This window comes from Halobellus sp. LT62 (assembly GCF_037031285.1).
Classification (GTDB): Archaea; Halobacteriota; Halobacteria; order Halobacteriales; family Haloferacaceae; genus Haloquadratum; species Haloquadratum salinisoli.
This window is the reverse complement of the sequence record NZ_JAYEZO010000001.1, coordinates 448,288-471,942: the sequence shown is the minus strand read 5'-3', so window position 1 is coordinate 471,942 and position 23,655 is coordinate 448,288. Positions and strand designations below refer to the sequence as shown.

The following is a 23,655-nucleotide window of genomic DNA, read 5'->3' as shown; positions in this document are numbered from 1 at the left end:
CGATCGAATCCACCGCCTCAAACGACGTCGCCGCGAACGGTGCGCCCCGACTGCGAGGCGCGGTACTGCGAGACGGCGTCGGCGGCCTCGCCCGCGGTGTCGTCGTCGAGACCGAGCATCGATAGCGCCTCCGCGAGCGTCGGGAACACGAACTCGCCGTCCCGAAGCTTCTCGAACGCCGATTCGGAGCGCTGTTCTTCGGCGAACAGACAGACGCCGCGGGGGTCGAGAATCTCCTCGTGGGCGTCGCGGGCGAGCGCGCCCTTCAGCCGTTGTCGGACGTTGTCCTCGAACGGCGCGTTGCACACCTCCAAGTGCGCGGGTTCGTCGTCCGGAAGCAACTGCGCGGCGAGACACTTCTCGGGGGCGGCGTACCCGCTGGCGTTCGTCCGCAGCAGCTCCGGGTTGGCCTCGGCCCACTCCGCCGAAATCGTCCGTCCGACGCCCTTGACGCCGTGGTTCTCCTCGAACGCGTCGGCGGCGTCGGGGTCGCCACGGAGGAGCAGGTCCTTCGTCACGTACACGTCGAGGCGCTCGATCGGATCCAACCCGAGCGCGACGTCGCCGTAGACCCACACCTCACGCACTGGGACCGGAAGCGAACCCGATTCGACGACGTCGACGATCGATTCGAGCCGAGTCAGCGCCCGCGAACGTCTCATACGCCGTCGAACGGGGCGCGGAGACGAATGCGTTTCGACGAACGACGCGGAACGAAGACGGCTATTCGAATCGGAGATAATTGTCAATTGTCGTGAGAGATCCACTCAGCAGTGCGGTTTCGGAGGATCTTTCAGTACGGTGTCCCTACACACGGGCGGCACCTCGGGGGTGTCGATCGACCGGTCACCCGCGGTGACCACTCGGGGTAACGCTACCTCGGGGTGCCTTCCCCCATCCCCCTCTCCCTCGATCACGCGTTCCCCCGTTTTTCGAACCGAGACGAAACCCGTATCCTGCCGCGCCGCCAACGCCGGATCGATGGAGTGCGACAAGTGCGAGCGCGACGCGGTGATGCACGCCGGCTACTCCGGTGCGCACCTGTGCGAGAAGCACTTCTGCGCCTCGGTGGAAAAGCGCGTCCGACGGCGGATCCGCCGCGACAGCCTCGTGCCGAGAGACGCCTCGCCGGACGACCCCGAGCAGTGGGTACTGGGGCTGTCGGGCGGCAAAGACAGCGTCGTGCTCGCGCAGATCCTCGACGACACGTTCGGCCGGGATCCGCGCATCGAGATCCTCGCGCTGACGATCCACGAGGGGATCGAGGGCTACCGCGACGCCAGCATCGACGCCTGCGTCGAATTAGCCGACGAACTCGATCTCCGCCACGAACTCGTGAGCTACGAGGAGGAGTTCGGCGTCCGGATGGACGAGGTCGTCGAGGATGACCCCGAAGGGATGGCCCCCTGCGCGTACTGCGGCGTCTTCCGCCGAGACCTCCTCGAGACCTACGCCGAGGAGTTCGGTGCGGACATCCTCCTGACCGGGCACAACCTCGACGACGAGGCCCAGACGGCGCTGATGAACGTTTTCGAGGGCGACGTCGAACAGATGGCGAAGCACTTCGATGCGAGCCTCGGCCCGTTCGACGAGCGTACCGAGTCTCCGCACTTCGTGCCGCGAGCGAAGCCGCTCCGCGACATTCCCGAAAAGGAAGTCGCGCTCTATGCCCATCTCAAAGACTTGCCCGCCCACATCACCGAGTGTCCGCACGCCTCCGAGGCGTTCCGCGGTGAGATCCAAGAGTTACTGTTGAAACTGGAAGAGAACCACCCCGGAACGCGGCACTCGATCCTCTCGGGCTACGAGGAGATCGCGTCGATGGCGGCCGACCGCTACCGCGGCGACTCGACCGCCGAGATGCGCGAATGCGAGCGCTGCGGCTCGAAAACGACGCGCGACGTCTGTCGAAAGTGCCGACTGTTGGAGTCGCTCGCGGCGGTGTAAAAACGAGTAGACTGGAGACGACGACCGTGCGCCGATGGTCAGTCGGCGCGGGTCGAGTGGGGCCCGACGATTACCGGATGACGTCGAGACCGTTCTGCTGCTCGCGCTGCTCTTGCCCGCCGTCGGACTGCCAAGAGCCGCCCGTCGCGGTCGAGCCGTTCTGCGCCTGCGAGTACTCGGTGTTCTCGCTGGCGTCGAACTCCGTGGCGTCGATGCTCTGCCGGGACTTGTCGGCCTGTTTCTGCGTCGACGGCCCGAGCACTTGGGCGGACTGAACGCCCGTCATAATCGCCATCACGCGGACTTTGCCCTTGTACTCGTCGCGGATACGCGCGCCCCAGATGACGTTCGCGCGCGCTTCCAGCCGTTCGGTGATGTTGTTCGCGATGCCTTCGGCCTCCTTCAGCGTGAGGTCGGGACCGCCCGTGATGTGGACGAGGCCGCCGGAGGCCCCCCGGTAATCCACGTCCAAGAGCGGGTGGTTCATCGCGTCGTTGACGACCTCTTGGGTCTTGTTCTTGTCTTGGGTCTGGCCGACGAGCATCACCGCGACGCCGCCCTGATCCATGATCGTGGACATATCCGCGTAGTCCAGATTGATCAGCGACGGCTGGGTGATGGTCTCCGAAATGCCCTTGACGGTCTCGGCGATGATCTGGTCCATCACCGAGAACGCCTTGCCGATCGGGAGGTTCGGGACGTAGTCCAAGAGTCGGTTGTTGTCGAGGACGATGATCGAGTCGGCCTCGTTGCGGAGCTTTTCGAGCCCCTCCTCGGCCTTGACGGTCCGGGCGCGCTCGACGTTGAACGGCGTCGAGACCATTCCGACGACGATCGCGCCCTGCTCTTTGGCGATCTTCGAGACGACCGGCGCGGCACCGGTTCCGGTCCCGCCGCCCATCCCGGCGGTGACGAAGACGAGGTCGGCCTCGCCGAGCACTTCCTTGATGGTCCCCTGGGCCATCTCGGTCGCTCGTTCCCCCATCGAGGGGTCGCCGCCCGCTCCGAGCCCCTGCGTCAGCGACTTGCCGACGAGGATCTTCGTGTCGGCCTCGATCATCTTGAGGTGCTGTTTGTCGGTGTTGATCGCGACCGTGTCAGCACCGTCGACGCCGATGTTATACAGGCGGTTGACCGTGTTGTTGCCGGCACCGCCGCATCCGACGATGACGATCCGGGGATTCCCGAACTCGTCGTCGTCCGGGGCCTCGGCTGCCTGTTCGCGCTCTTCCTCGTCGCGCTGCATAGCCTCTCTGACGATATCTTGCATTGATTACACCTTGGCCCACGTGTGTTTGGTCGGCGACTCGCGTCCGTCGGCCTGCTGTTCGTTGATCATCTCGCGAACAGCCGACCGAATCGCCTCCGAGCGATTCGGAAACTCCCCGGTCTCGACCATCTGTTCAACCTCCTCGATCTGCTGTTTCGGAATCCGTAGTGTCACACGTTCCATGTTGCATTCCCCCGGTAAGACGGCGCGCACACCCCGTGCGAACGTCATACACGCCCGAAATCGGGAGACAGCGGGGCGTTTCCCGGTCCCGGAGCGGGCTGTAAGACGACCGTCTTACGCGGCAGTTACCACAGAGCGACACCTTATAAATGTAACGCCGATTGTAAGACACGAGTCGGGGGATCGGCGTATACGTCGATCAAGCGTGCGTTTACGAGCGTTCGAGCACGTCTGCAGCGGATGTCCGACGGCCGCAGCCGGGGCAGAACGCCCAGTCGGATCTGAGTTCGTCACCGCACTCGCAGAACACCCGGTGAGACGCTTTCTCTCCACAATTCGGGCAGTAAACGTGATCGGCACTGACGTTTTCTCCGCACTTCTCACAGGGTTTCGAGCCGGCGTCCTGTGACACCTCATCCGTCTGTGTCTTACGTTCCTCGGGTCCCGTCGACCGTCCAGCCGCCTCAGTGGCCGACGCTTCGTTGGTCGACGCCTCCCGGGCCGACACCTCGGCTGGCACAGAGTGGGCCGCTCGTACGCCGTCGAGTTGCACGTTGACGTTGAAATCGCGGGCCGGACGCTCTGGCGGGAGATGGCCGGCGATCAGGTCGTCGAGGCGGTCGGCGACGAGCTCGTCGACCCGCTCGCGGATGAACTCGTCAACGGAACCGCTCTCCTCGTCCGCGGGAGCGCCCCGCTCGGCGTCGTGGCTACCCTCGTCCGTCCGGCTCTGTCGGTCGATGTCACGGTCCGCGCCGTCGAGGTATATGCGCAGCGCGTCGCGCATCGCCTCGCTCTTGGAGGTGTCGAGCGCCTCCAACCGCTCGACGAGGTCGTCGTCGGCACGGAACGTGATCTTACTCATCGGTTGCATATATGCGAGCCAGTATTTGAATCTTCCTTCGTGTCTGACGGCTGTCAGCCGTCTCGTCTCACGGCTGCGGTCGCTCCGGCAAATTCAAGTCGATTTTCACCGTTCCAACTGTAGTGGCAGTCACGTTCGACCTCTTCGGCACGCTCGTCGCAGTCGATGCGCCGGACGACCCCGCAGCGGCGGTCGCCGCAGAACTCCGCGCTCGCGACGTCCCCGTTCCGAACGACTGGGCAACAGCGTACGCGGAGCGACACATCGACGCCCCGAGCGGTGCCGAAGTCCCGCTCCCCGCACACGTCGCCGCCGCGCTTCGTTCTCGCGGGGTCGACGCGCCGAACAACGCCGCCCGCCGCGCGGTGGTCGCGGCATTCGATCCGGACGTCGAAACGCGTGCAGGCGCGCTCGAGGCCGTCGAAGCCGCGTCGGCGTGCGGTCCGGTCGGACTCCTCTCGAACTGTTCGGTGCCGGAGCTCGTCTCGCGGACGCTGATCCGTTCGGAACTCGAACGGGCTGACTTCGACGCGATCGTGACGAGCGTCGGCTGCGGGTGGCGCAAACCGCACCGGAAGGCGTTCGAGACGATCGCCGAGTCGCTCGGCGTTCGTCCCGACACGCTCGTCTACGTCGGCGACGACGAGGCGTCCGACGGCGGAGTGCGCGAGATCGGCGGAACGTTCGTCGACGTCACCGAAGACGACCTGCCCGCGATCGCGGCGCGGTTTCGAGACGGCGGCCTCGGGAGGCGTTCCTCGTGCCGGTGACGGCGACGGTCGCCGTCGCGCTCGCGGCTGTACTCGACGCCCTGAGCGCGGAGCCGCCGACCCGGATTCATCCGGTCGCGCTGTTGGGCCGCGTGGTCGCGTGGGCCGAGCGTGCGGTCGACACCCAAGCGGCTGTCTCCAGTGGATGGTACCCCCGCGTCGCGGGCGTCCTCCTCGTGCTCGCGCTCCCGCTCGGGTTCGCGGCCGTCGCCGTGGCGCTGGTCTGGATCGGATCGGCGATCGACCCGTGGATCGGCGCGACGCTGGCCGCTGGCGTGCTCTTCTCGACGACGAGCCTGCGGCTGTTGCTCGACAGCGCGCGGGCGGTGATCGACGAGAGCGACGCCGATATCGACGCCGCCCGCGCCGCTCTCCCGGCGTTGGCGGGACGCGACGCCGCCTCGTTGGACGCGCCGCACCTTCGGTCCGCCGCGGTGGAGAGCCTCGCGGAGAACCTCGCCGACGGGCTCGTCGCCCCGCTCGTCGCGTTCGCGGTCGCCGCGGCGGCCGTCAGCGCGTTCGGACTCTCGGTGGCGATCGAACCGACGGCCGCGCTCCCGCTCGTCGCGGGCGCGGCGGCGGCCGCGTGGGTGAAAGCGGTCAACACGCTGGACTCGATGCTCGGCTACCGCTCGAAGCCGATCGGCTGGGCTCCGGCGCGACTCGACGATCTCGTGATGTGGCTCCCGGCGCGGCTCTCGGCGGCGCTGCTCGCGGTCGCGGCGGGGGCTCCCGACGCTGCGCTGCGGACCGACGTCCGAGCACTCGCCCGCCGGCCGTCGTCGCCGAACTCCGGCTGGCCGATGGCGACGATGGCCGTCGTGCTTCCGGCGCGGTTGCACAAGCCGGGGGCGTACAATCTCGATCCGAGCGCGTCGGGTGCGAGGACCGCGCGCGGCGACGCCGCCCCGCTTCCGGACGTCGCAAGCGCGACTCGAGCGGTTCGACTCACGCGACGCGCCGGGGCGCTCGCGTTCGCGCTCGTGGGAGTGATAGTATGGTTCTGACCCTATCGACGACGCTCACCGCCGTCCGGGGAGGGCTGACGTTCCTCACTCGCCTCCCCGTCGGCGGCGACGAAACGGCGTGGAACGCGTTCCGTCGGACGCCCGTCTCGATTCCGCTCGTCGGCTACGTCGTCGGCGCGCTCGCGGCGCTGCCGCTGGTCCTTCCGATCCCGGCCCCGAGCGCGGCTGCACTGTATCTCGTGGCTCTGGTCCTCCTCACGGGCGTCACGCACGCCGACGGGCTGGCGGATCTCGGCGACGCGGCCGCGGTCCACGGCGGCGTCGACGCCGCGCGCAGGCGCGAAGTGCTCAAAGACTCCCAGACGGGCGTCGGCGGCGCGCTGGCGCTCTCGCTCGCGTTCGTGACGCTCGGACTCGGCGCGCTGGGACTGGCGGGCACGCTCCCGCGCGTCGCGTTCTCGCTCGCGCTCGCTGCAGAGGTCGGTGCGAAAGCCGGAATCGCGCTGCTCGTCTGCACCCGAACCGCCGCGCACGAGGGCCTCGGATCCGCGTTGACCGAGCCGGCGACGCCGGGTGAGCTGCTTCCGGTCGCCGTGGCCGTCCTCCCGACTGTCGCGGTCGCGTCGGTGGCGGGCGGGGGCTACGCCGCCGCCGCTGCGGCCGGCGCGCTCCTCGCGCCGATCGGCGCGGCGTGGCTCGTCGGCCGATGGGCGGACGGCGCACTCGGCGGGATCAACGGCGACGTCCTCGGCGCGGCGAACGAACTCGGGCGCGTCGCGGGCGTCCACGCGGGGGTGATCGTATGGACGCTCTGGTGATGTGCGGCGGCCGCGGGAGCCGGCTCCGCGCCGGCGGAGACGGGACGCGCGGTACAGACGCCGAAAAGCCGCTCGTGGAGGTCGGCGGCGTCCCGATGTTCGACCGCGTCGTCGATGCGCTGGCGGCGAGTCGAATCGGACGCGGGGAGACGAACCAGCAGCGCGAGGCGGTAATTGGGGGTACGATCCACGCGGTCGTCTCGCCGCACGCCCCCGCGACGGCCGAGCGCGCGCGGGAGCGGTCGCTCTCCGTCGTCGAGACCCCCGGAGACGGCTACGTCGAGGACCTGAGTACCGCACTCGAAGCGGTCGGTCGCCCCGCGCTCACCGTTCCCGCTGACCTGCCGCTGCTCGCGCGCGAACACGTCGACGACGCGATCGATCAGGCAGTCGGCGCGCCGGTGGCGCACACGAGACTGTCGTCCGCGACGACCGAACGCGAACCGACGTCGCTCACGGTCTGCGTCCCCGCCGCGCTGAAGCGTCAACTCGGCGCGTCGGTCGAGACGACCTTCGAGCACGGGGGACAGAGGGTCGCGCCGACCGGGCTGAACGTCGTCGCCGGCGACGACGACACCGTGGCGTTGACGTACGACGCCCGCCTCGCGGTCAACGTGAACCGACCCGAAGACAGGGCGCTCGCGGAGGCGCTGTGCGGGTGATCCTCGTCGCGGGGACGACCCGCACTGCGGAGATCGACGGCATCAGCGCCGCGGGAGCCACCCGCGACCTGCTCTTGCACACCCCGAGCGCCGACGCGGAGATCCTCGCGTACGGCGAGACGGTCCGCGCGCCCGTGACGCCGGTGAGTCCGACGGGCTGTCCGACGCCCGCGGTCGTGACGCGCGCCGTCCGGGAACTCCTCGACTTCGAGGTCACCGTCGTCGACGGCGGCCTCGCGCGTCCGACCGGCGCGCCGACCGTCTCGGTGGGCGCGCGTCCCGGTCGCGACATCCGCGAATCCGACCCCGTCCAGACCGCTCCCGGCGCGTTCGCGGCCGCTCGAGAGTTCGGCCGCTCGCTGCCGGAGGACCGCGTCGTCGTCGGCGAGACGATCCCGGGCGGGACGACCACGGCGATGGCGACGCTCCGCGCGCTCGGCGAGGACGCCATCGAATCGACGTCGTCGTCGCTGCCGGAGAACCCGCTCGACCTGAAGGCGCGCGTCGTCGACGCCGCCTTCGCGTCGTCGGAGATCGAACCCGGTCAGGCCGCTCACAACCCGGAACTCGCCGTCCGGTTCGTCGGCGACCCGGTGTTGGCCGTCGCCGCGGGGCTCACGGCCGGCGCGCTCGAATCCGGGACCGAAGTGGTCCTCGGCGGCGGAACACAACTGCTCGCGGTCGCGGCACTCGTCCGTCACGCGGGCGTTCCCCGTCGTGCGACGCTCGCGACGACGACGTACCTCGCGAGCGACGTTCCGAACGTAGCGAGTGCGGCCGACGCGCTCGGGCTCGACCTCCGTATCTCGGATCCGGGCTTCGACGCCGACGAGGCTGGACCGCTGTCGGCGTACGCCGACGGCGTCGCCAAGGAGGGTGCGGCGATGGGCGGCGCGCTCTCGCTCGCCGACGACGCCGGACGGCTCGGCGAGGTGACCGAAGCGACCCGGACGGTGCTGGACCGGGTGACCGACGGGGAACGGGAGGGGACGACCGCCGATGGATCCTGACAGCGTCACAGCGGTCGACCGCGTCCCTCACGGTGGCAGCGACGACGCTGATGTGATCGACTTCAGCGCGAATACCAACCCCATCCGTCCCGAGGGTATCGCGGGAGTATACGAGGCAGCACTCGCCGAATCGACCCGCTACGCCGACGGGTTCGACGGTTTCCGGTCGGCCGCCGCGGACTACGTCGACTGCGCTGCGGACGACGTGATCCCGACAGCCGGCGGGCTCGCGGCGCTCCGACTCGCGTTCGGCGTCACCGTTTCCCCGGGCGACCGCGTGCTCGTTCCGGAGCCGAGCTTCGGCGAGTACGCCCGTGAGATCCGGCTCCAAGGCGGCGAGCCCGTCGGCGTCGCTCACGACGGATTGCTCGATCGCGACCCGACAGCGTACGCCGCCGCCGTCGTCTGTACCCCGAACAACCCGACCGGAGGGCTCGCCGATCCGGGCGAGCTGCGGGCGTTTCTGGACGCCTGTCGCGACGCCGACACCGCGCTCGTCGTCGACGAGGCCTTCCTCGACTTCACCGACGCGCAGAGCCTCGCCGGCGAGGCGGGCGCGATCGTCGCCCGCTCGCTGACCAAGATGTTCGGCCTGCCCGGAATCCGCGCGGGCTTCGCGGTCGCGACCGGCGAACTCGGCGATCGACTCAGGACCGCCCGGCCGACGTGGGGACTGTCGACTCCCGCGTCGGCGGTCGGGAGCTACTGCCTCCGGCAGACGGAGTTCGTGGAACGGACGCGCGAGCGGATCGCGAGCGAGCGCGCCCGAATGCGCGAGGCGCTTTCGGTGCGCTACGACGTCGCGCCGTCGGACGCGCCGTTCCTGCTCGTCGACGTCGGCGAGGAACCGGCCGACGCCGTGCTCGACCGGACGCGCCGCCGTGGAGTCGCGATCCGCGACGCGCGGACCTTCTCGCGTTTGGACTCGCACGTGCGCGTGGCCGTGCGCCGCCCGCACGAGAACGACCTGCTGCTCGACGCTCTGTTGGATCGATGAGCGACGGATCTGGTCTCTCGAAGTCGCCGGAAGAGCCGATCTTCGAGACGACCGTTCGCGAGGAGGTCTGTCGGCTTTACCGACCGGGAACGCGGTGGCTCTCGACCGGATACGACGGCGGGGCGTCGGTCGGCGACCACGCGTTCCTCGTCTCGGTTCCCGAGGGCTGGGACGACGTCGACGTGTCGACGTACGTCGCGCGTCGTCGCCGGGATGCCGGTTTCGACGACGGTGTCAGTACCGATTCGGCGGACGCGCCGTTGGACGCGACGCTGGACGCGCCGGCACTCCTCACCGGCGTCTCGATGCGACACGCTCGACGCGCGCGACTCGGCCCCGTGGAGGCGGTCGTCACCGCGGGCGTGAACAATCCGGCGGCGCTCCCGATGTCGCCGGTCGAGGCGAGTGTGACGAACGCGAGCGAACGCGTCGACGACCGACGACACGACGGGACGGTCAACGTCGTCGTCGGGACGACCCGGTCGCTCGGACCGGGCGCGCTCGCGAACCTCGTCGCGATCGCCGCCGAGGCGAAAGCGGCGACGCTACTCGCGAAGACGGGGTTCCCGGGGACGACCTCGGACGCCGTACTGGTCGGCTGCGACCCCGACGGTGAGGCGGCGACGTTTTCGGGGAGCGCGACGGCTGTCGGGTCGGCCGCCCGCGCCTGCGTTCGCGACGCGTTACTGGCGGCAATGGCTTCTCGCTACGACGACGAGGATCCGCCTGCGTCGGTCGGGGAAGCGGAATACGGCGTCGTGACGAGCGAGCAGGCCCGCGTCAGTCAAATCGGCAGCGACCAACGGAGCGAACGGCGTCGCTGAAGCTGTCACGGCAGAAGGCGAACAGTCGGCACCCGCGTCGACGACGTCCACGCCACCGTCGTCGACAACCCGCGTCGATGTGCCGAGCAACCGCGGCCCGACGCGGGACGGTCAGCAGATCACGAGGCGTCTTGCCGCCCGATCGTATGTAAACCCTCGTTGGGATCACCCCGGTTGTCGCAGAGACCGGGTCTACGTCCGATCGACCGTCAGCAACAGGCCGCCGAAGACGAACAGCAGGATGACGCCGACCGGCAGGGGAAGTCCCGGGAACCCGCGCGTTACGAGGAGGTACGTCGAAGCCGCGAGCAGGAGGCCGGTGAGCGTGAGCAGTCCACCGAGCAGCCGAACCGGGTCGACCGGACCGTCTTCGACGCGCTCCTCGTAGCGGTAGTAGAGAAACGAGAAAACCACAGCCAGCGCGAGCACGAGCGCGCCGACCGACCAGACCTGATAGGCCGCCTGGATCGTCTGTCCGGCCTGAAACGCGGTCGCCGAGAGGGGGTCGGAGACGCTGACGCCGCGTGCGGTCGGCACGCCGTAGGCGTATCGTATCTGGAAGAACGGAAACCGAACGAAGAGAACGGAACCGCCGGAGACGCCCGTCGAATAGGTGATGTTCCACGGGACGAGCGCGGCGATCCACGTCGAGACGACCGCCAACGCTCCCGCGTACTCGGCGCGTACCCAGACCATACCTGCTCACCGTCGGCCGGTCTGTAAAAGCTACCGGAGCGACTGACTGCGGGGAGTCGGCCGCGATTGAAACCCGACCTACGCCAGGCCGAGCAGGTCGAAGGCGTATCCGTTTCCCTTCTCGGTGGCGTGCTCGTAGACGACGTGGGCCGCGGCGACGTCCTGAATCGCGAGGCCGGTCGAATCGAAGACGGAGATTCCGTCTTCCTCGGTCCGGCCCGGTCGTTTCCCGGTGACGATCTCGCCGACCGAACCGTAGATGTCGTCGTCGTCGAGGACGCCCTCGCTCCACGGGACGTTGATCTCGCCGGAATGAGTCGTCTGCTCGTAGTCGTCGATCACCAGTTTCGCATCGAGCAGGATCGCATCCGCCAGTTCGTGTTTCCCTTCGGCGTCCGCGCCCATCGCGTTGATGTGCGTGTGCTCGCCGACGTCATCCCGGGCGACGATCGGCGATTCGACCGGGGTGACCGTCGAGAGGACGTCACAGGAGGCGGCCTCGGCGATCGACCCCGCGCGGACGTCGTACTCGTCCGCGAAGGTGTCGACGAAGTCGGCGACGCGCTCCTCGTTGAGATCGGCGATGACCACCGTCTCGATGTCGCGGACCTCGGCGATCGCGCGGAGTTGCGTGTACGATTGCGCGCCCGCGCCGACGATGCCGAGCGAGGTGGCGTCCGGAACCGCGAGGTGATCGGTCGCGACGGCCGCGGCCGCGCCGGTTCGGAGCATCGTCAGTTCCCGGCCGTCCATAATCGACAGCGGAACGGCCGTCTCCGGATCGGAGTAGATCATCGTTCCCAACACCGTCGGCAGATCGTACTTCTCGGGGTTGTCGGGGTGGACGTTAACCCACTTGACGCCCGCGGCGTCCCACTCGCTCGCGGAATCGCTCCCGCGAACGTCGAGATACGCGGGCATCGATCGGAAGTCCCCGTTGTACTGCGGGAGATCGATGTACGACTTCGGCGGCATCTGCGCGTCGCCGCGCTCGAACGCGGCGAACGCCTCCTCGATGGCGGGCACGAGTTCGTTCATCGACGCGTTCTCGTGGACGTCCGTCCCGTTCAACAGAAGCGTCTCCATACCATCGAGTTCGTGAGATATACACTTAGTTCATCCTATTTTCGAAATCATTTCTATAAAAATCCTAAATGTGGTATTCGGATTCATATTTTCCGTGTCTAGTGGGTGCTGTCGGCTGAAGTAAACCGTGCTGCGGATCGGGCTCGCGATACCGAATCGTCGCATTCACCGATAACGGACCGCGCTCGCGACGCCGAGGCGAGGCGCTACCGGTCTGCATCGTCGAAAGAAAATCGGTTGCAGTCGGTGGAGGCCGACGAAGCGGTGCGTTGGCGTGTGGGTGTGGTAGTTCCTACGGGACCGCACTCAACATAGGCTGCGTCAGGCGGAGCCTGACGGCCTATAGAAAGGATTCTCCGACTCCTTTCACATAGCGCCGCCCATACCGCCCATTCCGCCCATGCCACCCATACCGCCAGCGCCGCCGGGTGCGCCGCCTTCGTCGCCGTCGCCGCTGGTGCTCAGCTCGTCGGCGGCGATGATGTCGTCGATCTTGAGCACGAGGTTCGCGGCCTCGGTGGCCGAGGAGAGCGCCTGTTCCTTGGAGTGGGCAGGTTCGACGACGCCCGCCTCGAAGGTGTCCTCGACGTCTCCGCTGAAGACGTTCAGACCCGCGCGGACCTCACCGTTCTCGTGGGCCTCGCGGAGGCTGACGAGCGTGTCGATGGAGTCGAGGCCGGCGTTCTCCGCGAGGACGCGGGGAACGAGTTCGACGGCGTCGGCGAACGCCTCGACGGCGAGCTGTTCGCGACCGCCGACGGAGCCGGCGTAGCTGCGGAGGCGTCGGGCGAGTTCGACCTCGATGGCACCGCCGCCGGCGACGACGCGACCGTCGGAGACGGTCGTCGAGACGACGTCGAGCGCGTCGGTGACGCCGCGTTCGATCTCGTCGACGACGTGGTCGGTCGAGCCGCGAAGCAGCAGCGTGACGCCGTGGGACTCGTCGCCGAGGCCCTCGACGTAGAACAGTTCGTCCTCGCCGTCGCGGCGGACCGAGCCGCGACCGAGGTCCGTCGGTTCGAGCGTGTCGAGATCGGAGACGACGCTGCCGCCGACGACGTCGCGGAGGAAAGCGATGTCGGACTTCTTCGTCCGGCGGATCGCGAGGATGCCCTCCTTCGCGAGGTAGTGCTGGGCCATATCGTCGATGCCCTTCTGACAGAAGACGACGTCGGCACCGGAGTCGACGATCTGCTGGACCTTCTGCTTGAGCTGTTTCTCCTCCTGATCGAGGAACTGTTGGAGCTGATCGGGGGACTCGATGTTGACCTGCGTGTCGACGTCGGCCTCTTCGATCTCGACCGCCTCGTTGAGGAGCAGAACGTCGGCCTCGTCGAACTCGGTCGGCATATCGTCGTGGACGGGATCCTTGTCGATGACCGCGCCCTTGAGGAGTTCGGACTCGCCGGTCGAACGACCGGTCTGCGTCTCGATGTTGACGTTCGCGAGGTCGACGACGTGGGAGCCGTCGTCGGCTTCGACGGTCACCGCGCTGACCGTGTCGACGATGAGGTCAGCGAGGAGATCCTTGTTGAGCTCGGAGCTCTTGCCGGTCATCGAGGTCTCGGCGACTTTCCGGAGAAGCTCCGTGTCGTCGGGCTCGACGTTTTCGGCGATCTCGTCCACTTGCGCGCGGGCCTCTTGGCTCGCGAGGTGGAAGCCCTTGATGATCGCCGTCGGGTGGATGTCCTGTTCGAGGAGGTCCTGAGCGTTCTTGAGGAGTTCGCCCGCGGTCGCGACGGCCGTCGTCGTGCCGTCGCCGGCCTCGTCCTCTTGGGTCTCGGCGACCTCGACGATCATCTCGGCCGTCGGGTTGTCGATGTCCATCTCCTTGAGGATCGTGACGCCGTCGTTCGTGATGGTCACGTCGCCCATCGAGTCGACGAGCATCTTGTCCATCCCCTTCGGGCCGAGTGTCGAGCGTACGGCCTCGGAGACTGCTCGAGCGGCCTGAATGTTGTACTCTTGCGCGTCGCGATCCTTGACGCGCTGGGCGTCCTCGCCCATAATGATCATCGGCTGACCCTGCTGCATTCGCTGACTCATAGACATCGACTGATTGTTTGTGATTCTATAAAAAACCTACGCTTTTTGCTGTTTTCCAGATCGCTACGGAGACTACGTGTTAGCACAAAAAACGGGAGAAATCCGCCACTCGACGTCGGTATTGTATGATACTCAGTAACATAGAACCGTCGGGGGTTGGAGTCGATGACGCGTCTTTAAATACGACAGTCTCGGCAATGCACAAGATTCGGATAGCTCTCTTGGTACTGTCCGACGCGAGAGATGAGCCGCACGGGTTCGATACGTCCGCAGAACTTCGTCTCGTCTCCGATGAGAGTTCCTGACCTCGATTACAGCTCCTCGGGTAATTCGTCGGCGACGAACGGTCGCTCTCGTGACGGCTCGAACTGCGGAAGCTCCTCGTCGGTGTCGAGCGCTTCCATCTCCTCCTCGTAGAGGTCCTCTTGGAGCTGGTTGCGTTTGTTCCGGCCCTTGCGCTCCCGGCCAGTTTTCGTGTCAGGCATTGTCACCCGTGTCGAAGTCTCCCACACTCATTAACTTTGTGGCGCTCATCAACTTCAAAAAAGAGAGTCCAATCGGTCGCTCGACGGCGATCCGTCTCGCGAGGTAGGTGATTCGAGAAGCGCCAGGACAGGGATTTGAACCACGGTCGCAGCGGAGCTGCTCTCTGATTCAAATCCCTGTCGCATCGCCGTTCGCGCTCACGCTGCCGCTCGCACACGCTACGCGGTGCTCGCGTGTGTTGCTCGCGCGAAAACGACGCCAGGACAGGGATTTGAACCCTGGATCCCAGAGGGAACACGCTTTCCAGGCGTGCGCCTTACCACTCGGCCATCCTGGCTCGAACGGAGGTAACCTACTGACTCGTTTAAGTCCTTCCCTTCGCCGCGATTCGAGGCTCGGCGACGTAGGAAATCCCCGTGACGGCGACGCCGATACCGACCGCGACACCCGCCGCGCGGGGCAGCCCAATGCCAAGTGAGCCGACGAACAGTCGATACCCCTGCACGAGCACGAGAAACGCCAGCGCGCCGACGACCCCCCACAGAAGCGCCGATCGGGTTCGAGTCACGCTCGGTCAGAGCCGTCCTGTCGGCTAAAACCTCTCGCTCCGAGGTCGGTGCCGGTCGTAGCGGCGTGGTCGATGAGGACGGAGAGGACCACCCGCTCGCATAGCCCGCAGTCGACTCGCTCGTGTGGCCCGCAGCCTACTCGCTCGCATAGCCCTCGCCCTCCTCGACCGGTCCCCAGAACGCCGAATAGAGCACGACGAAGTACGCGAACACGAGCGGGAGCAAGAGCGCGGCCCCGACGCTCATCAGATTCAACGGGATCGTCGAGACGATGGCGTCGGCGACGGTCAGTCCCGTTACGGGGTCGATGACCGGGTACAGGACCGACGCGATCAGCGCGACCAGCCCGTAGGTGAGCCCCGCGGTCGCCGCCAGCGCCCCGACGTAGGACTCCCGGCGCATCGCGACCACGTAGGCCGCCCCGAGACCGACGCTCGCGACGAGGAGCGCGAGCGCCGTCGGCGCGAGCAGCTCCCCCCGGAGGTCCGGCCGCGTCGCGAGCAGGAAGCCGACGGCGACGACGATGAGAGCCAGATATCCGACCAGCGCTCGCGGCCCGTGGGCGGTCGTCTCCCGCTGGACTCGCCCGCGCGTCTTCAGCCCCAAGAACGCGGCACCGCCCGTCGTCGAGAGCGCGACCAGCGCGACGCCAACGACGACCGACGGGAGCGAGACGAGCGCCGTCGCACCCAGCAGCCAGTTCGCCGCGAAGACCCCGAGAAAGAGGGGGGCGGTCACGCTGCCGACGACGAACGCGCGCCCCCACCAGCGCTGCCACGCGTCGTCGTGGCGCTGCTCGTACATCTCCGGGGCGAGACCGCGAACGATGAGCGCACCGAGGATAGCGAACATCAGCAGGTAGTGGCGGCTGAAGAGCGTCGCATAGACCTCGGGGAACGCCGCGAACAGCGCGCCGCCGAAGACGACGAGCCACACCTCGTTGCCGTCCCAAAAGGGACCGATCGCTGCCAACAGCTGCTCGCGGTCGGACGCCGATTCCCGGGTCGCAAAGAGCACGCCCACGCCGAAGTCGAACCCGTCGAGAAAGAGGAACGTCCCGAGGATGAAAAAGACGAGCGCGAACCACAGGTCGGTGAGCGGGAGGCCGAACAGCGGCCCGTCGGCGAGCCACCCCGCCTGCAGGACGGTCGGGTCCGCGAGGGGGACCCCCGAGCCCACGACCGCCGCGAGGTGCTCAGTCATCCTCCCCTCCCGCGGTCGTCGCCGAGTCACTCGATGCCGGCCGGTCGGACGGTTCGTCGACAGACGGGTCGTCGATCGCCGGCGGTCCGGCCCGCACGATCCGCGCGATGACATAGGTGTACAGGGTGAGCAGTCCGAGGTAGACGACGCCGAACCCGACGAGCGTCAGCGTCGCCTCGAACCCGGTCAGCCCCGGCGACACCCCGTCGGCGGTCTTCATCACGCCCTGAATCACCCACGGCTGCCTGCCGACTTCGGTGACGATCCAGCCGACCTCGACGGCGAGGATTCCGAGCAGCGACGAAGCCATCAGCGACTTGTGGAGGAGGTCGTCCTCGAGCAGCTGTCCGCGCCGCCAGCGGTAGCCCGCCCAGAAGGCCAGCAGGACGAACCAGAAGCCGAGTGCGACCATAATTCGGAACGACCAGAAGACGATCGCGACCGGCGGCGCTTGGGTGTCGAACTCGTTCAACCCGGTGATCTCCGCGGTCGGATCGCCGCCGCTCACGAGCCACGAGGCCCCGCCGGGAATCCCGATTCCAAATATCTCCTTCGCGCGCGGGTTCAACAGATCGTCGAGGTCCGTCGGGACGGCGAAAATGTACTCGGGGACGTAGCTGTCGGTCTCCCAGACGGCCTCCATCGCGGCGAACTTCTGCGGCTGGGTCTCGGCGACGTGCCGCGCGTAGGCGTCGCCGTGGAGCACCTGAAACGGCGCGGTGAGCAGCATCACGACGATCGCGATCTTGAGCGTCGTCTCCCAGAACTCCGGGTGCTCGACGGGGTACTCCCAGTGGTAGTGTCGGAACAGGTGATAGGCGGCCACGCCGGCCATAAACAGCGCCACCGAGAGCACGGCGGCGTTCTGCATATGGACGAACATCCACGGGAACCGCGGGTTCGCGTAGGCCGCGATCGGGTCGACGAGCGAGACGACCGTCTGTCCCTCCTCGACGACGAGTTCGTACCCGCGGGGCGTCTGCATCCACGAGTTGGCGACGAGGATCCACACCGCCGACAGCCACGTCCCCAGCCCGACAGCCACCGCAGAAATCATATACAGCGCGTCGCCGACGCGCTCGCGACCGAACACGAAGACGCCGAGGAACGTCGCTTCGAGCATAAACGCCATCATCCCCTCGACGGCGAGCGGGCCGCCGAACAGTTCGCCCGCGGCCGTCGAGAAGGCCGCGAAGTTCGTCCCGAACTCGAATTCGAGGACGATTCCCGTCACGGTTCCGACGACGAACGAGACGGCGAATATCTTGGTCCAGAACCGTCGGAGCTGTTCGTACACCGGTTTCTGGGTCCGGATGTCTTTCCACGTGAAATAGACGAGAAACGGGGCGAGCCCCATACTCATCACCGGGAAGATGATGTGGACGATCGTCGTGAGCGCGAACTGGAGTCGACTGGCGAGTGCGGGGTCGATCATTGGTTGGCGGTGTCGGTTATCGGAGCGGGCTGTGGGCGCGTCGAAGACGTACGTCGGATGCGTCGGGAATCGGTGTCGTGTACCTACTACTCGGAGACGGATAATGGTTCGACCGCCGATTCCTACGAGTTGAGAACGCGACGCCTACGCCGACGCTTCGCCCAACACGCCGCTACTCCGACACGTCGACACGCCGACACACCGCTACGCCGACACGCCGCTATGCCAAGCCAACACGCTACCCAACACGCCGCTACGCCAATACGTCGACCTCGTAGCCCGCGCCCCTGAGCGCGTCGAGGACCTCGCCGATGTGGTCGTGGCCGCGCGTCTCGATGTCGATCTCGACGTCGGCCTCGTTCATCGCCACGTCGCGGGAGGTCCGGTCGTGCTGGATCGCGTAGATGTTCGCCCGCTTCGCGGAGATGATCTCGACGAGGTCCTGCAGCGCGCCGGGTCGATCCTTGAGGATAGTCCGAATCTTCAGGTAGCGCCCGGTTTCGACGAGCCCCCGGACCAGAACGGTCGTCAGCTGGTTCGTGTCGATGTTGCCGCCGCACAACGCCGGGACGATCGTCTCGCCCTCGTCGTAGTCGAACGTGTCGAAGAGCAGCGCCGCCAGCGGCACCGCGCCCGCGCCCTCGACGAGCGTCTTCGACCGTTCGAGGAGATACGTCAGGGCCACGGCGATCTGCTCGTCGTCGACGGTGACGACCTCGTCGACGCGCTCGCGGATGATCTCAAAGGGGCGCTCGCCGACCTTTCGAGTCGCGATCCCGTCGGCGATCGTATTTACCGATTCGAGTTCGGTGATGTGCCCGGTTCGGAACGATTCGGGCAGCGACGCCGCCCCCTCCGCTTGGACGCCGACGACGCGCACGTCCGGTTTCCGGGCTTTGACCGCGGTGGCGATCCCGGCGATCAGGCCGCCGCCGCCGACGGGGACGACGACGGTGTCGACCTCGGGGCAGTCGTCGACGATCTCTAAGCCGATCGTCCCCTGTCCGGCCATCACCTGCTCGTCGTCGAAGGCGTGGACGTACGTCCGCCCCTCCTCGCGCTCGATCTCGTGGGCTTTTGCCTGCGCTTCGTCGTAATCCGCACCGTACAGGACCGTCCGCCCGCCGTAGCGCTCCGTCGCCTCCACCTTCGAGATCGGTGCGTGCTCGGGCATCACGATCGTCGCGTCGACGCCGGACCGCGAGGCCGCCAGTGCGACTCCCTGCGCGTGGTTGCCCGCGCTCGCCGTGACGACGCCCGCCTCGCGTGCACGCTCGTCGAGGGTCGCGATGCGGTTGGTCGCGCCGCGGATCTTGAACGCGCCGGTCCGCTGGAACGTTTCGAGCTTGAGATGGACGTCCGCCCCGGTCATCTCCGAGAACGTGTGCGAGTACTCCAGCGGCGTCCACCGGACCACGTCGTCGATCCGGTCGCGCGCCGCCTCGACGTCGGCGAGAGAGAGCATATCACCCGAAAGTTTCCGGTCGTCGGGCCTAAATCTTCGTGTCTGGCCGCGTTTCCGCGACGTACGTGGACGGATCGAGATCCGCTTAACGGCGTCGCTCAGCGGTGTAAAGGGGAAAGGGGGAATGCACGCGTGCGACGTGCACCTGAGTATGAGTCCGGGAGGTACATAAATATCCCCCACGCGGGGTGAAAGTGAAATCGGGCGACAGCAGGCCCCTACTCGGTGCTGTCTGACGGTTGTCCGTCGCCCGTCTGCTTTCGCAGTCGCGCGGACCAGCAGCGCTGACCAGCAGCCCGGAGTAGCGCCCAGAGTAAAGCCGGACTCGGAGTCAACGAGGGCGGCGATGTCGCCCGCGTGTCGGTACGCGGACGGGTCAGATACGGCCGCGAGATCTTCCGAGATTTCGGGAGCCTCGCGCCGAGAGACGGCCAAAAAACCAGATCGAAGAGACGCTACGGGGAAGGCGTCCGTTATCTGTCCTCGAGCGCCGGGAACGGCAGGTCCGTGGGGCCGACGTAGCGCGCCCGCGGGCGGATCAGACGGTTGTCCTCGTACTGTTCGAGGACGTGCGCGATCCACCCGGCGACGCGAGAGACGGCGAAGATCGGCGTGTAGATGTCTATCGGGATTCCCATCTGGTAGTACGTCGACGCCGAGTAGAAGTCGACGTTGGGCGCGAGTCCCTTCTCCTCGGCGATGTACTCCTCGATCGCGACGGAGTAATCGTACCACTTGGTGTCGCCCGCGGCCTCCGCGAGCGCCTTCGACTTCTCGCCGAGGATTTTCGCGCGGGGATCCTTGACGTTGTACACTCGATGGCCGAACCCGGGGACTCGTCGCCCCTCCGCCAACGCGTTCTCGACCCACTCGGTGGGGTCGTCGCCGCTCTCGTCGACCTCTTTGAGCATCCGCATCACGTTGGCGTTCGCGCCCCCGTGGAGCGACCCGGCGAGCGTGCCGACCGCGGACGTGACGGCACTGTGCAGATCCGAGAGCGTCGAGGCCGTCACCATCGCGGAGAACGTCGAGGCGTTCAGGCCGTGATCGGCGTGGAGGACGAGCGCCATATCGAACGTCTCCGCGAGCACGTCGTCGGGCACCTCGCCGTTGAGCATATAGAGGAAGTTCTCGGCGTGATCGAGGTCCTCGCGCGGTTCGATCGGTTCCTTCCCGTTTCGGACGCGCTCGAAGGCGGCCAAGGCGGTCGGGATCTTCGCCGTGATCCGACAGGCCATCCGCAGATTCACGTCGAGATCGGTCACGTCCTCGTGGTCGGCGTCGGCGTCGTACGCCGACAGCGAGGAGACGATCGTCCGCAGCGCAGCCATCGGGACCTCGTCGGCCTCGGCGAGTTTCCGGACGATAGAGAGGACTTCGTCGTCGATCGCACGCCGCTCGGCCATCCACGACTCGAAGTCTGCGAGCTCCTCGGCGTCGGGAAGTTCGTCGTGCCACAGGAGATAGACGACTTCCTCGTAGGACGCCTCGCGGGCGAGGTCCTCGATGGAGTACCCGCGGTAGACCAGTTTCCCGGCGTCACCGTCGATATAACTCAGTTCCGACTCGGCGACGAGGACGCCTTCCAGCCCGCGCTTCAGGTCGTCTGACATACCTATTCGGTTTCCCACCGTGTGAAAAAAGCGTTACCGTTTCCGGGTCTCAGACGGCATTCCCCGCTCGCGCGCACACCGAGCACCAAGCGTTTTTGTCGTCGGCGGCGAACCGCGGGGTATGGACCCACAGGACGTCGAGTACGAGCCGGTCAGCGTCAAGGAGGTGCTCGCGGAGATGAAAGACACCGCGGAGCTCCTCATCGATCTCTCGTACTCGGCCGTCCTCAACGGCAGCGACGACATCGCCCGGGAGGTGCTGGAACTCGAAGGACGGATGGACATCCTCCAACTTCAGGGCCGGATGAGCCTCCTGATGGCGGCGCGCAGCCCCGAAGACGCCGAACAGCTCGCACCGGTGCTGGGCGTGATGGGCGCGGCCGAGAAAATCTCCAACGCCGCGGGAGACATCGCGAAGATCGTCCTCGAAGACATCGGGATGCCCGACGCGATCAGGACCGCGCTTCCGGAGGCCATCGAGGTGTTAGTCCGCGCGACGGTCGACGAGGGCTCACCGTACGCGGATCGAACGCTCCTCGACGTCAACATGGAGACGGAGACGGGCGTCCGCGTCATCGCCATCCGGCGACAATCAGTCACGGGCAAGCGGCGCTGGCTGATGAATCCCGGTCCCGACAGCCGGCTCGAACCCGGCGACTCGCTCCTGCTCCGCGGCCCGCTCGACGGCATCGAAACGGTCTACGAGGACGTCACCGGACGGCCCTACGAGTCGCCCGACGCCGTCGAGCCGCCGATCGAGGACCTCGAACGGGCGGTCGACTCGATCACGCTGATGAAGGACATGAGCGAACTCGCGGTCGATCTGGCCTACGGGGCGGTGCTGTTCGACAGCGAGGGCGTCGCAGAAGAGGTCAAAGAGCTCGAAGCGGAGGTGGACGCGTTGAAATCGCGGTTCGAGGCGTGGACGCTGCGCGCGGCGAGCCGCGTGGAGGATCCGGTCCGCCTCCGCGGGCTCGTTCACCTCGCGTCGGCCACGGAAGTCATCTCAGACGCCGCGCTCGAAATCAGCGAGGGCGTCCTCCGCGGGATCGACGCCCACCCCGTCGTCGCCGCCGCCGTCGAGGAGTCCGACGAGGTGATCGTCCGGCTCTCGGTCGGGGTGGACGCCCCCCTCGCGGGCTCGACGCTCGGCGAGGAGATGGTCAAGACCGAAACCGGGATGCGGGTCATCGCGGTCCGCCGCGGCGGCGACGACGGCGAGTGGGTGGTCCAGCCCGGGTCGACGACGGAACTCCGCGGCGGCGACGTCATCATCGCGAAAGGGACCCGGACCGGGGCGGATCGGCTGCGCGAGCTCGTCGGCGGCGAGGACGCCTTCGATCAGTGACGGGACGCCTTCGATCGGGAGCAGTGACTATCCCCGGATCTCACGGTCTCGTGAGTCGCTACAGTTCTCTGGCTAGCCGCACGATTTCGACGACCGTCAACGCCGACGCGACGAGGAGCGCCGTCGACGTCGCGAGCACGAACGCGAGGACGAGAAACCATCCCTCGGGACCCAATACGGGATACTCGCGCGTTCCGCCGAACGGCCCGAACAGCTCCAGCACGCGGGCCACGTAGACGGCGACGGCGAGCGCGACGCCGACACCGACGCCGACGGCCGCGTTTCGAGGGATGCGAAGCGCGTCGAGCAGCCCGGACTGCGGCGGCCGGTCTGGGACCTCTTCGCTCACGCTCGAACCTTCCCACGCGGTCGACAAAGCATCGTCGGTCGGAGCCGACCGAACCCCTAAAGTTCGGTCCCTTCGACTGTCGGGTAATGACGACACTCGGAACGGCGAGTGCGGCCCCCGGCGAGATGGACACGGGCCGTCTGACGGTGGGCGAATCCCGCGACGGCTCGACCGTCGGCCTTCCCTGCGCGGTCGTAAACGGCGCGAAAGACGGGAAGACGCTGTACCTGCAGGCGGCCTCAGACGGCGACGAACTGAACGGCGTCGGCGTCGTCAGCCGGGCCGTTCCGCAACTCGATCCGGGGATGCTCTCGGGGACGATCCTCGTCGTCGGCATCGTCAACTACCACGCGTTCCAAGTGGCGGAGCATCGCAACCCGATCGACGACACGAAGATGAACCGGGCGTACCCCGGCGACGAGAACGGCACCTCTTCGGAGCGGATCGCCGCGGCGACCTTCGAGGTCGCGATGCGCGCCGACCTCATCCTCGATCTCCACCAGGGCTCGACCTCCCGGATGATCGACGAGGTCCGGGTCCGCTGCGGCCGTCGGCACCGCCTCCACGACGAGTGTCTCCAACTCGCGAAGACGTTCGGCTGCGGCTACGTGTTCGATCAGAAGGGTCCGCAGGGGCAACTCGCCCGCGTCGGTCCCAACGAGGGGATCCCGACGATCGATCCCGAACTCGGCGGCTGCGTCGGTTGGGACGAGGACAGCATCACCGCGGGTGTCGAGGGAGTGTTCAACGTTCTCCGGGGATACGGGTTCCTCGACGGCGAGACGGCCCCTGACCGGCAGGTCCGCGCGAGGGGGTTCGATCAGTACGGCTCGCCGAGCGGGGGACTCGTGCGGTTCGAGGTCGACCTCGGCGACCGCGTCTCCGCCGGCGACCTCCTCTTTGAGGTGACCGACGTCTTCGGGGAGCTGAAAGCACGCGTGACGGCCAAGAACGACGGCATTTTCTGGCGGAGTCGACGCCTCCCGCAGGTCGCGACCGGCGAGTACGTCTGCTCGGTCGGGATCAACATCGACACGTACTGAGC

24 protein-coding genes and 1 tRNA gene are annotated in these 23,655 nt (G+C 67.2%); 10 read left to right on the top strand and 15 right to left on the bottom strand.

The genetic code is table 11. The annotated features are described in order from the left end of the window. Nucleotides 1-17: 17 nt before the first annotated feature. Nucleotides 18-662: a DUF7095 family protein gene (locus tag U5919_RS02310; protein WP_336021897.1), complete on the bottom strand. Its 645-nt coding sequence runs from the start codon at nt 660-662 to the stop codon at nt 18-20. Nucleotides 663-981: 319 nt separating this feature from the next. Between U5919_RS02310 and ncsA the strand changes: the two genes are divergently transcribed. Further along, entirely contained in the window at nt 982-1,947 is a 966-nt protein-coding gene (ncsA, locus tag U5919_RS02305) for a tRNA 2-thiolation protein NcsA (RefSeq protein WP_336021896.1), read from the top strand. 70 nt (nt 1,948-2,017) lie between these two features. On the opposite strand, the gene ftsZ is transcribed toward ncsA, so the two are convergent. The 3 genes from ftsZ to U5919_RS02290 all read right to left on the bottom strand — a co-directional run bounded on the left by ftsZ (nt 2,018) and on the right by U5919_RS02290 (nt 4,265). After that, nucleotides 2,018-3,217 (bottom strand): cell division protein FtsZ, encoded by a 1,200-nt coding sequence (gene ftsZ, locus U5919_RS02300; protein ID WP_336021895.1) that lies wholly within the window; start codon nt 3,215-3,217, stop codon nt 2,018-2,020. 3 nt (nt 3,218-3,220) lie between these two features. Beyond that, on the bottom strand, nt 3,221-3,400 hold the full coding sequence (locus U5919_RS02295) for a ribbon-helix-helix domain-containing protein (protein ID WP_049986518.1): 180 nt from the start codon (nt 3,398-3,400) through the stop codon (nt 3,221-3,223). Nucleotides 3,401-3,611: 211 nt separating this feature from the next. Next, nucleotides 3,612-4,265: a double zinc ribbon domain-containing protein gene (locus tag U5919_RS02290; protein WP_336021894.1), complete on the bottom strand. Its 654-nt coding sequence runs from the start codon at nt 4,263-4,265 to the stop codon at nt 3,612-3,614. Nucleotides 4,266-4,387: 122 nt separating this feature from the next. Between U5919_RS02290 and U5919_RS02285 the strand changes: the two genes are divergently transcribed. The 7 genes from U5919_RS02285 to U5919_RS02255 are packed head-to-tail and all read left to right on the top strand — an operon-like array spanning nt 4,388 to nt 10,314. Beyond that, a complete protein-coding gene (locus tag U5919_RS02285) occupies nt 4,388-5,035 on the top strand; it encodes an HAD family hydrolase (RefSeq protein WP_336021893.1) in 648 nt (215 codons plus the stop codon). Continuing rightward, complete coding sequence (gene cbiB / locus U5919_RS02280; RefSeq protein WP_336021892.1) at nt 5,026-6,042, top strand: adenosylcobinamide-phosphate synthase CbiB; 1,017 nt, start codon at nt 5,026-5,028, stop codon at nt 6,040-6,042. The genes U5919_RS02285 and cbiB overlap by 10 nt, the downstream gene beginning before the upstream one ends. Then, nucleotides 6,033-6,821 (top strand): adenosylcobinamide-GDP ribazoletransferase, encoded by a 789-nt coding sequence (gene cobS / locus U5919_RS02275; protein ID WP_336021891.1) that lies wholly within the window; start codon nt 6,033-6,035, stop codon nt 6,819-6,821. Before cbiB ends, cobS begins: the two co-directional genes overlap by 10 nt. Next, nucleotides 6,806-7,483 (top strand): NTP transferase domain-containing protein, encoded by a 678-nt coding sequence (locus U5919_RS02270; protein WP_336021890.1) that lies wholly within the window; start codon nt 6,806-6,808, stop codon nt 7,481-7,483. The genes cobS and U5919_RS02270 overlap by 16 nt, the downstream gene beginning before the upstream one ends. Continuing rightward, a complete protein-coding gene (locus U5919_RS02265) occupies nt 7,474-8,493 on the top strand; it encodes a nicotinate-nucleotide--dimethylbenzimidazole phosphoribosyltransferase (RefSeq protein ID WP_336021889.1) in 1,020 nt (339 codons plus the stop codon). The genes U5919_RS02270 and U5919_RS02265 overlap by 10 nt, the downstream gene beginning before the upstream one ends. After that, nucleotides 8,483-9,490, top strand: coding sequence for a threonine-phosphate decarboxylase (locus U5919_RS02260; protein ID WP_336021888.1), 1,008 nt, complete (start codon nt 8,483-8,485; stop codon nt 9,488-9,490). The genes U5919_RS02265 and U5919_RS02260 overlap by 11 nt, the downstream gene beginning before the upstream one ends. Next, complete coding sequence (locus U5919_RS02255) at nt 9,487-10,314, top strand: adenosylcobinamide amidohydrolase (RefSeq protein WP_336021887.1); 828 nt, start codon at nt 9,487-9,489, stop codon at nt 10,312-10,314. The genes U5919_RS02260 and U5919_RS02255 overlap by 4 nt, the downstream gene beginning before the upstream one ends. Before the next feature lie 192 nt (nt 10,315-10,506). On the opposite strand, the gene U5919_RS02250 is transcribed toward U5919_RS02255, so the two are convergent. The 10 genes from U5919_RS02250 to citZ all read right to left on the bottom strand — a co-directional run bounded on the left by U5919_RS02250 (nt 10,507) and on the right by citZ (nt 20,913). Further along, nucleotides 10,507-11,010, bottom strand: a complete 504-nt coding sequence (locus U5919_RS02250) for a DUF7549 family protein (protein WP_336021886.1) — start codon at nt 11,008-11,010, stop codon at nt 10,507-10,509. A 78-nt stretch (nt 11,011-11,088) separates the two neighbouring features. Beyond that, nucleotides 11,089-12,096: an ornithine cyclodeaminase family protein gene (locus U5919_RS02245; protein WP_336021885.1), complete on the bottom strand. Its 1,008-nt coding sequence runs from the start codon at nt 12,094-12,096 to the stop codon at nt 11,089-11,091. A gap of 366 nt (nt 12,097-12,462) precedes the next feature. Continuing rightward, a complete protein-coding gene (gene thsB, locus U5919_RS02240) occupies nt 12,463-14,112 on the bottom strand; it encodes a thermosome subunit beta (protein WP_336023852.1) in 1,650 nt (549 codons plus the stop codon). 341 nt (nt 14,113-14,453) lie between these two features. After that, entirely contained in the window at nt 14,454-14,627 is a 174-nt protein-coding gene (locus U5919_RS02235) for a hypothetical protein (RefSeq protein ID WP_336021884.1), read from the bottom strand. 257 nt (nt 14,628-14,884) lie between these two features. Next, nucleotides 14,885-14,965: transfer RNA gene (locus U5919_RS02230), tRNA-Ser, on the bottom strand. A gap of 27 nt (nt 14,966-14,992) precedes the next feature. Then, on the bottom strand, nt 14,993-15,196 hold the full coding sequence (locus tag U5919_RS02225) for a DUF7981 family protein (protein ID WP_336021883.1): 204 nt from the start codon (nt 15,194-15,196) through the stop codon (nt 14,993-14,995). A 136-nt stretch (nt 15,197-15,332) separates the two neighbouring features. Next, nucleotides 15,333-16,400 (bottom strand): cytochrome d ubiquinol oxidase subunit II, encoded by a 1,068-nt coding sequence (locus U5919_RS02220; protein ID WP_336021882.1) that lies wholly within the window; start codon nt 16,398-16,400, stop codon nt 15,333-15,335. Next, nucleotides 16,393-17,835 carry a cytochrome ubiquinol oxidase subunit I gene (locus tag U5919_RS02215; RefSeq protein WP_336021881.1) on the bottom strand — a complete coding sequence of 481 codons (1,443 nt, stop codon included), beginning with the start codon at nt 17,833-17,835 and terminating at the stop codon, nt 16,393-16,395. The genes U5919_RS02220 and U5919_RS02215 overlap by 8 nt, the downstream gene beginning before the upstream one ends. 253 nt (nt 17,836-18,088) lie before the next feature. Next, nucleotides 18,089-19,300, bottom strand: a complete 1,212-nt coding sequence (ilvA, locus tag U5919_RS02210; RefSeq protein ID WP_336021880.1) for a threonine ammonia-lyase — start codon at nt 19,298-19,300, stop codon at nt 18,089-18,091. A 473-nt stretch (nt 19,301-19,773) separates the two neighbouring features. Next, nucleotides 19,774-20,913, bottom strand: a complete 1,140-nt coding sequence (gene citZ / locus U5919_RS02205) for a citrate synthase (protein WP_336021879.1) — start codon at nt 20,911-20,913, stop codon at nt 19,774-19,776. Nucleotides 20,914-21,034: 121 nt separating this feature from the next. Between citZ and U5919_RS02200 the strand changes: the two genes are divergently transcribed. Further along, complete coding sequence (locus tag U5919_RS02200) at nt 21,035-22,261, top strand: potassium channel family protein (RefSeq protein ID WP_336021878.1); 1,227 nt, start codon at nt 21,035-21,037, stop codon at nt 22,259-22,261. A 58-nt stretch (nt 22,262-22,319) separates the two neighbouring features. Here U5919_RS02200 and U5919_RS02195 read toward each other — a convergent pair whose 3' ends face one another. Continuing rightward, complete coding sequence (locus U5919_RS02195; protein WP_336021877.1) at nt 22,320-22,610, bottom strand: DUF7536 family protein; 291 nt, start codon at nt 22,608-22,610, stop codon at nt 22,320-22,322. 86 nt (nt 22,611-22,696) lie between these two features. On the opposite strand from U5919_RS02195, the gene U5919_RS02190 reads away from it, so the two are divergent. After that, nucleotides 22,697-23,653, top strand: coding sequence for a succinylglutamate desuccinylase/aspartoacylase family protein (locus U5919_RS02190; protein WP_336021876.1), 957 nt, complete (start codon nt 22,697-22,699; stop codon nt 23,651-23,653). The last annotated feature ends 2 nt before the right edge of the window (nt 23,654-23,655 follow it).